At 41.9% G+C, this 14,039-nt stretch carries 14 protein-coding genes and 1 pseudogene; 13 read left to right on the plus strand and 2 right to left on the minus strand.

Annotation, left to right across the window (positions count from 1 at the left end):
* Positions 1-68: 68 nt before the first annotated feature.
* From rpsP to MR181_RS04020, 10 genes are all read left to right on the plus strand, one after another.
* On the plus strand, positions 69-344 hold the full coding sequence (rpsP, locus tag MR181_RS03975) for a 30S ribosomal protein S16 (RefSeq protein ID WP_003717360.1): 276 nt from the start codon (positions 69-71) through the stop codon (positions 342-344).
* A 12-nt stretch (positions 345-356) separates the two neighbouring features.
* A complete protein-coding gene (locus MR181_RS03980; RefSeq protein ID WP_191910676.1) occupies positions 357-617 on the plus strand; it encodes a KH domain-containing protein in 261 nt (86 codons plus the stop codon).
* Positions 618-673: 56 nt separating this feature from the next.
* Positions 674-1,183, plus strand: coding sequence for a ribosome maturation factor RimM (gene rimM, locus MR181_RS03985; RefSeq protein ID WP_242335097.1), 510 nt, complete (start codon positions 674-676; stop codon positions 1,181-1,183).
* A complete protein-coding gene (trmD, locus tag MR181_RS03990; protein ID WP_191910674.1) occupies positions 1,183-1,941 on the plus strand; it encodes a tRNA (guanosine(37)-N1)-methyltransferase TrmD in 759 nt (252 codons plus the stop codon). The genes rimM and trmD overlap by 1 nt, the downstream gene beginning before the upstream one ends.
* Positions 1,942-1,953: 12 nt before the next feature.
* Positions 1,954-3,390 (plus strand): APC family permease, encoded by a 1,437-nt coding sequence (locus MR181_RS03995; protein ID WP_242335139.1) that lies wholly within the window; start codon positions 1,954-1,956, stop codon positions 3,388-3,390.
* A 114-nt stretch (positions 3,391-3,504) separates the two neighbouring features.
* Positions 3,505-3,864 carry a 50S ribosomal protein L19 gene (gene rplS / locus MR181_RS04000; RefSeq protein ID WP_056974551.1) on the plus strand — a complete coding sequence of 120 codons (360 nt, stop codon included), beginning with the start codon at positions 3,505-3,507 and terminating at the stop codon, positions 3,862-3,864.
* Positions 3,865-4,331: 467 nt separating this feature from the next.
* A complete protein-coding gene (locus tag MR181_RS04005; RefSeq protein WP_242335142.1) occupies positions 4,332-5,354 on the plus strand; it encodes a serine hydrolase domain-containing protein in 1,023 nt (340 codons plus the stop codon).
* 174 nt (positions 5,355-5,528) lie between these two features.
* Positions 5,529-5,849: a MazG-like family protein gene (locus tag MR181_RS04010; protein WP_242335145.1), complete on the plus strand. Its 321-nt coding sequence runs from the start codon at positions 5,529-5,531 to the stop codon at positions 5,847-5,849.
* Positions 5,850-5,862: 13 nt separating this feature from the next.
* Positions 5,863-6,690 (plus strand): exodeoxyribonuclease III, encoded by an 828-nt coding sequence (locus MR181_RS04015; RefSeq protein ID WP_242335148.1) that lies wholly within the window; start codon positions 5,863-5,865, stop codon positions 6,688-6,690.
* A gap of 82 nt (positions 6,691-6,772) precedes the next feature.
* Positions 6,773-7,480 (plus strand): matrixin family metalloprotease, encoded by a 708-nt coding sequence (locus tag MR181_RS04020; RefSeq protein WP_242335151.1) that lies wholly within the window; start codon positions 6,773-6,775, stop codon positions 7,478-7,480.
* Positions 7,481-7,602: 122 nt separating this feature from the next.
* Here MR181_RS04020 and MR181_RS04025 read toward each other — a convergent pair whose 3' ends face one another.
* Positions 7,603-9,420 (minus strand): heavy metal translocating P-type ATPase, encoded by a 1,818-nt coding sequence (locus tag MR181_RS04025; protein WP_242335154.1) that lies wholly within the window; start codon positions 9,418-9,420, stop codon positions 7,603-7,605.
* 296 nt (positions 9,421-9,716) lie between these two features.
* Between MR181_RS04025 and MR181_RS04030 the strand changes: the two genes are divergently transcribed.
* From MR181_RS04030 to MR181_RS04040, 3 genes are read left to right on the plus strand one after another with little or no spacing between them, the layout of a single operon-like run.
* Complete coding sequence (locus MR181_RS04030; protein WP_242335157.1) at positions 9,717-10,673, plus strand: aspartate carbamoyltransferase catalytic subunit; 957 nt, start codon at positions 9,717-9,719, stop codon at positions 10,671-10,673.
* Positions 10,673-11,968 carry a dihydroorotase gene (locus MR181_RS04035; RefSeq protein ID WP_242335160.1) on the plus strand — a complete coding sequence of 432 codons (1,296 nt, stop codon included), beginning with the start codon at positions 10,673-10,675 and terminating at the stop codon, positions 11,966-11,968. The genes MR181_RS04030 and MR181_RS04035 overlap by 1 nt, the downstream gene beginning before the upstream one ends.
* Complete coding sequence (locus tag MR181_RS04040; protein WP_242335164.1) at positions 11,968-12,885, plus strand: dihydroorotate dehydrogenase; 918 nt, start codon at positions 11,968-11,970, stop codon at positions 12,883-12,885. Before MR181_RS04035 ends, MR181_RS04040 begins: the two co-directional genes overlap by 1 nt.
* A gap of 100 nt (positions 12,886-12,985) precedes the next feature.
* On the opposite strand, the pseudogene adhP reads toward MR181_RS04040, so the two are convergent.
* A pseudogene (adhP, locus tag MR181_RS08840) lies at positions 12,986-14,018 on the minus strand (alcohol dehydrogenase AdhP).
* Positions 14,019-14,039 lie beyond the last annotated feature (21 nt).

The raw sequence follows: 14,039 nt of genomic DNA on the forward strand, positions 1-14,039 counted from the left end.
TACTTTACATTCTTTTGGAAGACTGGTATATTATTACCTGTTAAGAAATTTATAGGGAGGTGCAAAGAATGTCCGTTAAAATTCGTTTAAAGCGTATGGGTTCAAAGAAGCGTCCATTCTACCGTATTGTTGTAGCTGACTCACGTGCACCACGTGATGGTCGTTTCATTACTTCTTTAGGTACTTACAACCCATTGACCACTCCTAAGGAAATCAAGTTTGACGAAGATGCCATTATGGATTGGTTGCAAAAGGGTGCTCAACCTTCTGACACTGTTCGTAACATGCTTCAAAAGGCTGGAGTTATGAAGAAGTTCCACGAATCAAAGTATGCTAAGAAGTAGTGATGTTTAGTCATGACTGAGACAAATATTGAAGGGCTGGTTCGTAGTTTAGTAACTCCATTGTTAGAACATCCGGATGCTCTAACAATTACCGAGTCTGAGGATGATCGTTTTCAGCGCTACGTTGTTGATGTTCATCCCCAAGATGTTGGTCGCTTAATTGGGCGGCAGGGACATATTGCTTCAGCACTGCGTACGGTCGTTGAAGGAGCACGTCCACGACGCTCCAATTCAAAAAAGGTCCGGTTACTAATAAATGACCACCGTCACTAAAATAAAAACTCCCACACTAATCTGTGGGAGTTTTTGTCAATTTTAGGAGAATTTGAATGAAATTTTATAATGTTGGAAAAATAGTAAATACTCACGGGATCCGTGGTGAAGTTCGGGTGATCCCAACGACCGACTTTATTGATGAACGGTTTGCTAAGGGTGCCAAACTATATTTGGATAATCAACAGGCTGAACCATTAGAGTTAACAATTGAATCGTCACGTCCACATAAGGGTTCAATTCTTGTTAAGTTTGTTGGGTATGACAATATTAATGATGTTGAAAACTTCCGCGATCGTGAGTTAAGAGTTAGTGAAGAGGATCAGCAGCCACTCGAAGAAGGTAGTTATTATTACCACCAAATTATTGGCTTGACCGTTAAGACAATTGATGGTCGTGAATTAGGGAAGATTAAGGAGATCCTTTCTCCTGGCGCCAATGATGTTTGGGTTGTTCAACGACCACACCAAGCCGACTTATTATTACCCAAGATTGATGATGTGGTAAAAAAGGTTGATCTGGATAATGGCGTAGTTGAGGTGGAACTATTGGAGGGACTTGAATAATGCGAATTGATATTTTAAGCCTATTTCCTGATATGTTTCAGGCAACTCTTGGCGAATCAATTGTTGGTAAAGCACAGGATAATGGTTTCCTCGATATCAAGGTAACGGATTTTCGTGATTATACTGATAATAAGCACAACCGGGTTGATGATACGCCATTTGGTGGTGGTGCGGGAATGCTTCTCCAAGCGCAACCAATTTTTGATGCAATGGCAGCAATTGATGAAGAGACAAAGGATCGTTATCCCAAAGGAAGGGTAATCTTGATGGATCCTGCGGGACGAAAGTTTGATCAGGACTATGCCCAAGAATTATCACAGGAAGAACACCTTACATTTATCTGTGGTCACTATGAGGGATATGATGAGCGAATTCGGAGCTTAGTGACAGATGAAGCGTCATTAGGTGATTATGTCCTTACTGGTGGTGAACTGGCTGCAATGGTGATGATCGATGCTACTGTCCGCTTTGTTCCTGGTGTTTTGGGGAATATGTCTTCACCGATGGGCGATTCCTTTAGTAATGGCTTGCTAGAATATCCACAATATACTCGACCTGCTGACTTTCGGGGAATGAAGGTTCCTGAAGTTTTAACCAGTGGTAATCACCAGAAAATAAAAGAATGGCGTCAACGTGAGGCATTACGACGGACGCTTGAACGGCGCCCTGATTTGTTAAAGACGGCTAAACTGACCCGTGAACAACAGTTGATGCTTGAAGATTTGAAACTCGATCAAGACCCGGATGTACCGGACTAGAAAGGGGTTCAAATGAAAAAGTTTATTCAGCGATTATTATGGAAACAGGATCCGGCTCTTTACCGTAGTAAGGATGCCAAACTAACACCCAGTTTGCGGACAATTGATCTAGTTGGTCTGGGGACCGGGATGGTTGTCGGAACAGCAATCTTTACCTTGCCAGGAATCGTGGCTGCTGAACATACGGGGCCAGCAGTTCCGTTGGCATTTATCGTTGCAGCAATTGGTGCCGGCTTATCAGCACTAGCGTATGCAGAGACATCATCAGTATTGCCGTTTGCTGGTTCAGCCTTTTCATGGATTAATGTTCTTTTTGGCGAGTTCTTCGGGTGGATTGCTGGCTGGGCGCTTTTGGCTGAGTATTTTATTTCAGTTGCTTTCGTTGCGTCAGGCTGGTCAGCCTATATGCAGGGATTTCTCGCTAGTTTTGACATTAAGTTGCCAGTAGCATTAACCGGGGGCTTCAATCCGCAACGGGGTTCATATGTTGATCTCTTAGCTGCGATTGCTATTTTAGCCGTGGGAATTTTAATTTCTCGTGGGGTTCACCAGGTGAGCCGGATTGAAAATATTATTGTCAGTGTGAAGCTCCTGGTTATTTTAATGTTTATTGTTGTCGGGATGACGGCTATTCATCCGCAAAACTATTCGCCATTTATTCCCCCTCATGTTGCTGGAACAACATTTGGTGGCTGGCAGGGGATCCTTGCTGGGACAGCCCAAATTTTTATTGCTTACGTTGGCTTTGACGCGATTGCAGCTAATACGGCAGAAACGATTAATCCCCAGAAGACAATGCCACGGGGATTAATTGGGACGCTAGTCTTAGGCACTGGTTTCTTCATTGCGGTGTCCCTTGTCCTTGTGGGGATGTTTAAGTACAGTCGCTATGCAAATAACGCGGAACCTGCTGCCTGGGCACTCCGTCAGTCTGGTCATTATCTTACCGCTAACCTATTATCAATCGTTGCTATCGTTGGAATCTTTTCGGCGTTAATTGCGATTTTATTAGCCTCATCACGACTTATCTATGCCTTTGGTCGGGATGGCCTTCTTCCTCGCGGCCTAGGTCATATTGACCATAAACACGTTCCTAATCGTGCATTATGGATGATTACGTTCCTGGCAATGATTTTAGGATCTGTTTTCCCGTTTACATTTTTGGCAACACTAGTATCAGCGGGTACTCTGGTGGCATTTGTCTTTGTTTCGCTGGGAATTTACGCCCTCCGTCCTCGAGAAGGGAAGGATCTGCCTGCAGCCCAGTTTAAAATGCCCGGTTATCCGGTATTGCCAGCGATTTCTGCTTTGTTTTCTGCAGTGATTTTCTGGGGATTAAATGCCGATGCTAAGATTATGATGGTTCTTTGGTTCCTTATCGGCTTAATTATTTACTTTACCTATGGTATTCACCATTCGATTATTAATCAGGAACATCAGTCAAAATAACCCTTGAAAGGAAAATAAAAAGCTAGTATAGTAGTAGGTGGCTGTTTAGCCATAAGAAACGGTATTCCGCTGCCCACATCGGACATGAATGTCGGCGAAAGGAAAGAATTTTTTATGCGTCAAAACAAGTTAATCGAAAAGATTACTGCAAGTCAATTACGAGATGACATTCCAGATTTCCGTGCCGGTGATACTGTTCGGGTTCACGCCCTCATCGTTGAAGGTTCACGTGAACGTGTTCAGATGTTTGAAGGTATCGTTATCAAGCGTCACGGTGCTGGTATCAGTGCTACCTACACTGTTCGTAAGATCAGTAACGGTGTTGGTGTTGAACGGACTTTCCCAGTTCACTCACCACGTGTTGCTAAGATTGACGTTCTTCGTCATGGTCGTGTACGTCGTGCTAAGTTATACTACTTACGTGAACGTACTGGTAAGGCTACTCGGATCGCTGAAAAGCGTCGCGACAAGTAGTAGCTTGGAACCCTTGTGTAGCAGGGGTTCTTTTTTATTTTAAATTAAAATTGATCATAAAAAAATGCTAATTCGAATCAGCAAATTAGCACTTTCTATATGTTTCAAGTTATTTTTGGGAGGATAACTTGAATTCGGCCTCAAGGACCAATAAATGGTGTGTCTTTGATAAGACAAGTATATTTTACTCCAGTTGGCAGCTAGATCAAAGTTTAAAATGAAAGGTGGGTGCCAAGAAAGCATCCACTCATACCGTCTTGTGAGCTAGAAAGCACCCACTGCACGGTGGTATATTCCTTAATACAATTTATATTATATTTTATGCAAATCAAATATATAGTATGATTTGCATAAATGAAGTTTACTCAATTCCTGATACTCTCATTTTCTTGCCTGGGTTATTAAATAAGAATAAAATAAAATTATACTATTTATATTATTGGGCTTTTATTATCTGGAGTACAATTATGAAAAAACTTAATTTATTTATCTTTCTAACGTTTTGTTCTTTCGGGTTATTCTTTGTATCAACTCAGCAGCAAAGTAAAGCGGCCACAGTGGATATGCAGACGCAAACACAACTTTATGATTATCTAAAGTCACATCACATTAATGGGGTGATATTGGTTAATGATAAGGGAAAACAGCCAGTTACCATAACGAATAACGAAAATGCTAACAAGAACCAGATTGTTAAAACAAACCGATTATTTCCAACCGCTTCGCTCCAAAAGATCATAACGGGAACTGCAATTTACCAACTAAAGCAAGAGAAAAAAATAACTTATGATACGTCACTTCATAAGTATTTTCCACAAATTGATGGTAGTCAGGATATAACAATTCGCGAGTTAATGAACCATACCAGTGGTTTAGTGAATAATGATCGTCCCTTAATGCCACTCAAAGGGCAGAAGCAACAAATTGATTATATGCTTGCCCATTTGAAGAATGATCACGTTCATACCTGGGATTACCAAGATGTTGATTATGAACTGTTAGCTGCAATTATTAGTAAGCAGACACATTCTACCTATAATGCCTATATCCAAAGAAAATTTGCAAAGCCACTTCATTTACGGCAGATTAAGGATTTCTCTGAAGTCAATAAGAAGAATGTTCCCCAGACAATGGATTCGACTGTTGATTGGCACCGGGTAACCGTTACTACATCTTCTGATTTCGGTGCGGGAAACTTGTTTATATCACCGAATAATTATTGGCAATTCATTTACAATTATGTTTTAAAAAATCCTCAGATGGTAAATGAATTTTATCAAGAATCACAGAAACAAGAAGTTGCCTACTTTGGTGGAGTGTACATTGATAGTGATATCATTCGGGCTAACGGTAGTATTCCAGGCTATAATGCCTGTTTCATTGCTAATTACAAGACCAAGAAGATGATCATGTTATTCTCTAATAATATTGATTATTTAACACTGAAATCGGCATCTGATGACTTGTTACATAATTATATGGGAGAATAATAGTCCTATTTTGATTACCCTAAAATTGTTAGACAACTCTGACAATTTTAGGGTAGTTTAGTTCGGGTTTAACGAATACTGTTTAAATTTGAAACCTATTATTCTGTTATTGCTTTTAATTGAAATAATGTAAAATAGACAAGAAGAATATATCAGCTGAGGGGGAATATCGTTGTGGAGTACGAAGAGCTAATTAATAGGATCCATGATTGGGCACACCACCGAAAGATTGATCGGGCTGATCCACGAGTTGAATTTATGAAGATGACTGAAGAACTCGGGGAACTATCAGCTGCCTATAATAAACAAAATCACGAGCGGTTAGTTGATAGTATTGGTGATCTCCAAATCGCCTTGTTAATTTTTTGCCAGTTAGTTGGTGTTGACCATAAGAAAGCATTAACAGCTGCTTATCGGGAAATTGCGGATCGTCAGGGTGAAACTACTTCTGATGGTGTCTTCATTAAGCAGAGCGATCTTGAAAGGAAAAATTAGGAGGAAGTTATTTATGAAGTTAATTTCATGGAACATTGATTCGATTAACGCGGCCTTAACCGGAACATCGACAAGGGCTGAAGAAACGAGAACCGTTCTCCATAAGATTGCAGATCAGCATCCAGATGTAATTGCAATTCAAGAAACTAAATTATCCAAAAATGGACCAACAAAGAAACATTTTGCGGTTTTGCAAGAGTTGTTTCCTGACTACCAGGTTGTCTGGCGAAGTTCAGTCGAGCCCGCACGGAAGGGGTATGCCGGAACAATGTACCTCTACCTAAAGGAATATGAACCGGCAGTTACTTATCCCCAAATTGGGGCACCAGAAACGATGGATGATGAAGGGCGAATTATTACCCTTGAATTTCCTAACTTTTTCGTTACTGAGGTTTACACACCAAATTCTGGAAGTGGCTTGAAACGGTTAGCCGATCGTCAGGTTTGGGATGATCGGTATCGTGAATATTTACAGAAACTTGATCAACAAAAGCCAGTGATTGCAAGTGGTGATTTTAATGTTGCCCATGAACCAATTGATCTGGCTCATCCAGAAAATAACCATCATTCCGCAGGGTTTACGGATGAGGAACGGGAACACTTTACTAAATTACTTGCGGCTGGTTTTACCGACAGTTTTCGTCATCTTAATCCAGGAAAAACAGGCGCCTATTCTTGGTGGGCACAACGGGTAATCACTAGTAAGCAAAATAATTCAGGCTGGAGAATTGATTACTGGCTCGTTAGTGACCGGCTTGCCGATCAGATTAAGAGTTCAACAATGATTGATTCTGGTAAACGACGTGATCATACGCCGATTGAATTAGATATCGATCTTTAAAAACATGATTAATAAAAATTTAATATCTTGGTCACAATTTAGTAAATATTGCTAGTTAGAATATTAATCATTGAGAAAGAAGGTGGCCAAGATCAGGATCTTTCGTCTTTTTAAACGATTGGTCGTTTTGACGCTAATTATCGGTGGCAGCTGGCTTTACTTTAACAATTCACGAATTCAAGCGGCATCAACTGCAATGATTTGGAACTTTCGGCAACGAATTGTTAATCTGATTGGTCATGGGGATGATTCGACTACCCAGAACCTTAACCTGAGTGATTCGGATTCTCAAAAGAACCAGCAAACGGGTCAGCAACAAACCGATTCAACAACGATTCCTACTAATGGACGGTGGGCAACAAATACCGCAACGATTTATATTAATACTGGTAATCAAACCCTTGATTCAGCAACCCAATCGGCAATCCAACAATGGAACCAGACCGGAGCATTTACATTTCGTCAAGTTAATAGCCGCCAACAAGCAGAAATCGTTGTGAGTGCAATGGATAACGATAGTACTAATGCGGCCGGTTTGACTAAAACTTCATCGAATTCGGTTAATAACCACTTTGTCCATGCTAATGTTTATTTAAACCAGCGATACCTTCTTGACCCTGACTATGGTTATGATCAACAACGAATAGTTAATACAGCAGAGCATGAACTTGGCCACGCAATTGGTCTTGATCACACAAATCACGTTTCAGTAATGCAACCTGCTGGTTCTTTCTACACTATTCAGCCAGCTGATGTTCAAGCAGTTAAAAAATTATATGCGCCAAAGTAAGGATGATGGTATATGACCTCATTACTTTGATAACGCAGTACACAAATGATGAGCTTCAGAGTTCGGCCTAACCGAGCACTGGAGCTCATCATTTGTGTTTTCTAAAGGGGTTACGCACCATTCTAATCTAGCTTAACCCTGCGTGCTTTCAGTGCCCACAAGATTGAAACCGTATCGATCACTTCTTGGAACATTGCACCTACAAAGGCAGGAAGAATCCCGGTGCAGGCAACCAACATTAAAATGATGCAGATTGCAATCCCAATTAAGACTGCTTGTTTAGCAATCTTGATTGTGTCTTTAGCAATTTCGACAATTTTGGCAATTCGTGAAAGATCATCGCGAATAATCACAACTGATGCAGACTCACTAGCAGCGGTGGCGCCATGAGCACCCATGGCAATTCCAACATCAGCAGTTACAAACGATGGGGCATCGTTAACACCATCCCCAACCATAAAGACCGGATGTTGATCTAATGGAATTGCTTTCAGTGCGGCAATCTTTCCTTGTGGCAGTAAGTTCGTTTTAACGTCTGTAATACCAACTTGTTTAGCAACTTCCTTTGCAAAAGCTGCTTGATCACCAGTTAGCATCATCAGATTAGTAACACCCATTTTACGGAGTGCATTCATTGTCTGCCGTGCTTCTGGACGAATATGATCAACGAATGTTACTGCTCCAGCATATTGACCATTAATTTCAATGTAAACCGCAGTCGAAGGGAGAATGGCTTGCTTTCCCTCAGGATCGACGAATGCTAATTTACCGATCTTCATTTGATAACCATCAACTGTAGCCGTGATTCCTTTACCGGTAACTTCTTGAAGATCTTGAACCGGACTAAGGGAAACTGCTTGCTTTTTGGCGTAGTCAACCAGTGACCGGGCAAGAATATGTGAAGATTCGCTTTCAGCACTCGCTACCAGTTGCAGGAGCTGGTCATGAGAAAAATGGCTATCAGAAGCAGGGATGATCTCTCCAACAGCTAATTGCCCATTAGTAATTGTTCCAGTCTTATCAAAAGCCCCGGTTTTGGCGTTGGCCAATTTTTCGAGGACGGTTCCGGTTTTAACCACAATCCCATTTCGGGAGGCCCGACTCATTCCTGAGACCATTGCAATTGGGGCAGCTAAAATTAATGGACAAGGCGAAGCTACTACAAGAACTTCCGCGATTCGTACCGGATTTCCGGACCACCACCAAGCAGCTAGAGCAATCAAGATTGCAACGATAGTAAATGGCACTGCGTAACGATCTGCCAATCGGACAAAGTGAGCAGGAGATTCCTCAGCGGTCTTAACCAGCTTAACCAGTTGTTGATACTGGCTATCCTTGGCAAGTTTGGTTACCTTGATTGTGATTGAGTTAGCACCGTTAATTGCTCCTGACATCACTTCATCACCAGGAAATTTACTTACTGGTCGTGATTCGCCGGTAAGGGATGATTCATCTAGCTCACTTTGACCAGTGACTACTTTTCCGTCTAGCGGAACAATTTCTCCAGGTTTAACAATTACCTCAGCACCAATCTGCACATCCTTTACAGCGAGATCGTTGGTTGTTCCATCAGTTACGACATGAGCAATTTGGGGAGTATTATCCAGTAGTGATTTCAGTTCAGTGTTCGCTTTCCTGGCTGCATAGTCTTCCAGTGCATCCCCACCCGTTAACATTACCAGGATTACCATTGCAGCCCAATATTCGCCTACAGCTAGGGTGGCAACTACGGCTAAAATTGCAAGGAGGTCAACACCGTAGTCACCGGTACGAATTGACTTGACCATTCCGATAAACATTGAAAGAGCAACTACTGCCCCAACCACCGTTACTAATATTTGTGCAAAAAGCGGATAACCACATGCGTACTGTAAAATAACAGCAACAGCAGCAATGATGATGATTAACCAGAGCTTCTGCTTATTTGATAATTTTTTCACCATTATCCCTCCCGTAATCTTCTTACTCTTATTATACGTTAAATTGGGAAGGGAGCCTGTTCTTTTAACTATTCTTTCTAGCATAGTTAATTTAAAAATTCATTTGACATTTGACACCAATCAGAGTACATTATTAGCAACAATCAATGTCCTTTAATTTAGTCCCGTGAGGCTAGAAAGACGACTTTTTCAAAGTAAGATTAACTAACTTTAAAAAATTCGTTAACACCAGGCCTCTATTGCGTCTGGTGTTTTTCTTTAGGACAAATTTTTAGATAAAGGAAGTTAATTTAATTATGACTGAATTACCATTAGTTAAGCTCCCCCACTTTGTTACTGTTGAAGATTTATCTTCTGAACAAGTATTATCATTGATTCATCGCGCTGAATTTTACAAAGATGGTGGTGAAACGCCAAAGCTGACTAAACCAGTTTATGTTACCAATGCCTTCTTTGAAAACTCAACTCGGACTCACACGAGTTTTGAAGTTGCGGAAAAACGCCTTGGTTTAACTGATATTTTCTTTGACCCGCAACACAGTTCAGTCAAGAAGGGTGAAACCATGTATGACACAATGTTAGTAATGGATGCCCTCGGTGTTGACCTCGCAGTTATTCGTCACTCAACGAATGCTTATTATGAACCATTGATTCATCCCCAAGCAGGCTCTCATTTGAACATGGGGATTGTTAACGCTGGTGATGGGTCAGGTCAGCACCCTTCACAAAGTATGCTTGATATGATGACCATTCATGAACATTTTGGTCATTTTGATGGCTTAAAGGTTGGTATTATCGGTGATATTACTAATTCACGGGTTGCAGGAAGTAACATGGAAATCTTGAACCGTCTTGGTGCTTCGGTTTACTTCTCTGGTCCAGATTACTGGTATGACCACGCTTACGATAAGTACGGTAAGTTTATGCCACTTGATGATTTAGTCGGTGAAATGGATGTTCTCATGCTTCTTCGGGTTCAACATGAACGACATGCCGGGGATGCCAACGAAGCAAAGTTCTCTGCTGAATCTTACCACGAAAAGTACGGAATTAATGAAGCGCGTTACAATCGAATGAAAAAGAATGCAATTATCATGCACCCAGGTCCGATCAACCACGATGTTGAATTAGCAGGTAGTCTGGTTGAAGCACCTAACTGCAAGTTCTATGAACAAATGCAAAATGGTGTCTTCATGCGGATGGCAATGTTAGAAGCAGTTCTTCGCGGTCGAAAGTTGGGTGGCTTAGATTAATGAGAATGTTAATTAAAGGTGGTCGCTGCTTTGTTGACGGCCGGTTAATAGATACGGATGTCCTGATTAAGGATGGCAAAATTCAGGCGCTTGGCAAGAATTTAATTGCTGACGAAAGTGTGGATAGGGTAATTGATGCTAGCGGAAAATTGGTTGCTCCTGGTTTAGTTGATGTTCATGTTCACTTCCGCGATCCAGGTCTTACCTATAAGGAAACGGTAGAAACAGGGAGTAAGGCCGCTGCCCATGGTGGCTTTACGACGGTTGGTGCGATGCCAAATGTTGATCCCGTTCCTGATACTCCTGAAAAGCTTCGTCGAATGATTGATCATAACCGGAAGACTGGTCTTGTTCACGTGGCCCAATATTCAAGTGTCACGATTAACCGTCAGGGGGACCAGCCAGTTGATTTTCAGGCAATGAAGGATGCAGGAGCCTTTGCTTTCAGTAATGATGGTAGCGGAATTCAGACTGCTGGAACCATGTATCGGGCAATGGAGGGGGCTGCTAAGGTTGGTCTGCCATTAGCAGCTCACGTTGAAGATAATTCACTTCTCTTTGGTGGTGTAATGACTGCCGGAAAGCGGGCTAAGGAGTTAGGTTTACCCGGGGCACCGAGTGTTTCCGAATCAGCGCAGGTCGCGCGTGACCTTGTCCTTGCAAAGGCAACCGGAGTTCACTACCATATTTGCCATGTATCAACAAAGGAAAGTGTTGAACTTGTTCGCTTGGCAAAGAAAGAGGGAGTTAATGTTACCTGTGAAGTGACACCGCACCATCTTTTGCTTGCTGACAAAGACATTCCAGCAAATAACTCATACTTTAAGATGAATCCGCCATTACGGCATGAGGAGGATCGTCAAGCCGTTATTAAGGGACTACTTGACGGGACGATTGATATGATTGCGACCGATCATGCTCCTCATTCACGGAAAGAAAAACCGCAAGACGATATGCGGGGGGCAGCTAACGGAATTACCGGCAGTGAAACCGCATTTAAAATGCTTTACACGCATTTTGTTCGTCAGGGAATCTTTAGTTTAACCCAGCTGTTAAATTGGATGAGTACAGTTCCAGCAGAAGAGTTTGGCTTAGACCAGGCAGGGCACCTAGAACCTGGCAAGCCAGCTGATATTGCAATTTTCGATCTAGATACGGAGCGGGAAATTACTGAAGACTCTTACCTTTCCAAGGGTGTTAACAATCCATTCACCGGTCAACGAGTTTATGGAACAACAGATTTAACCCTAGTTAATGGGGAAGTTGCTTATTCACGAAATGGGGAGGAAGGATAATGACTGATGTTCGTCTTGCAGTAAATTTGCCGGGGTTAAAAATGAAGAACCCCGTAATGCCGGCCTCTGGAACATTTGGCTTCGGTGATGTTCCACAAGCACGAAAGTATGATCTTAACCGGCTGGGCGCAATCGTAATCAAAACTACGACTCCCCAAGCGCGAACGGGAAATCCCCAACCACAGATTGCGGTATTGAGTGATGGGGTGTTAAATTCAGTTGGCTTAACTAATCCTGGGGTAAAGGTAGTTGCAGAAGAAAAGATTCCCCATCTTAAGCATCAATACCCTGATCTTCCTTTAGTAGCAAGTATTGGTGGCGCAAGTGTTGAGGATTATGTAATGGTTACTAAACACCTGGCCACAACCGGATTAGTTGATGCATTGGAACTTAATATTTCATGTCCCAACGTTAAACATGGTGGGATGGCCTTTGGAACTGATCCGCAAGTTGCTGAGAAACTAACCAAGGCAGTTAAAACTGCTAGTGGCGATGTTCCGGTTTATGTTAAGCTAACTCCTAATGTTACTGATATTGTGGAGATTGCTCAGGCAGTTGAAGCAGGGGGTGCTGATGGTTTAAGTATGATTAATACTTTATTGGGGATGAAGATTAATCCGAAAACCCGGAAGCCGGTTCTGGGAAATATCATGGGTGGCCTCTCGGGAACCGCAATTAAGCCACTGGCTATTCGGATGATTTACCAGGTTTCCCATGCAGTGAACATTCCAATCATTGGTGAAGGGGGAATTTCCTCTGCAGAAGACGTTATTGAATTCTTTTTAGCTGGTGCTTCAGCTGTTCAGGTCGGTTCTGCGCACTTTCATGATGCTTTAGCAATGCCCCACATTATTGAGCAGTTGCCGCAAGCGATGGCTCGAGTTGGCATTGGCTCACTGGCAGAGCTGAGAATATAAATTACAGTCTGAACTTGCTTGTAAAAAATTCTTCATATAATAATAAAATCATCTTTAGCTATATCAGTTAAAGGTGATTTTATTATTTATTTTTTAACGTTTAATTAGCACCATTAGTGAAATCAACAACCATTCGGCCAACAATTTTACCGTTCTTCATTTCGTCAACGATATTATTGATTTCGGATAATTTCCGCGTGTGGACAATTGGGTTAATGGCTCCTTCAGCAGTCAATTTAAATGCTTCGGCTAAATCTTGCCGGGTACCAACTAATGAGCCAACAATTTCAATCCCATCAAGGACTGTTTTAGCAATTGGAACATCAATATTTCCCTTTGGCAGTGAAATTGCAACAACCTTTCCGCCAGCACGAACAGAAGCAAGTGCTTGATCATAACAAATCGTTGCAGTAGCAGTAACAACCGCTGCCTGTGCTCCGCCGATCTTGTCTTGAACCTCCTTTGCAGGATCAACTTTTGCAGAATTAATAATCATATCCGCACCAGCATCCTTAACTGCTTGGAGTTTTTCATCACTAATATCAACTATCAACGGCGATTACGTGGGCCTTAAAAACATTCTTTGCCCATTGAACACCTAGATTGCCTAAGCCACCAGCACCGTAAATTACTAACCATTGACCAGGGCGAATTTGACTGGTCTTGATTGCTTTGTAAGTGGTTACCCCAGCACAGGTAACGGAAGTAGCCTTAATTGGATCCAAGTTTTCTGGGACTTTAACGGCGTAATTAGCTTTTACAATACAGTATTCAGCCATTGCCCCGTCAACAGTGTAACCAGCATTTTCAACGTGACGGCAAAGTGACTCGTTACCAGTAATGCAGTATTCACAGTGACCACAGCCAGAGAAGAACCAGGCGACTGATACCCGATCGCCAATTTTAAGGCTAGTTACATTTGGTCCAACTTTAACAACTCGGCCAACTCCCTCATGACCGGTAATTCTACCAGGAACCTTACCAAAATCACCAGCAGCAACGTGTAAATCAGTATGGCATAAACCACAATATTCAATTTTTACTAGGGCCTCACCCGGTTTTAAGTCACGAAGAGTAACATTCTTAACATCAAAGTATCCATCACAATCTTTACGAACAACGGCAGCTTTCATTTCATTAGCCTCCCAACTTTA

This window comes from Limosilactobacillus urinaemulieris, from assembly GCF_932750685.1.
GTDB lineage: Bacteria > Bacillota > Bacilli > Lactobacillales > Lactobacillaceae > Limosilactobacillus > Limosilactobacillus urinaemulieris.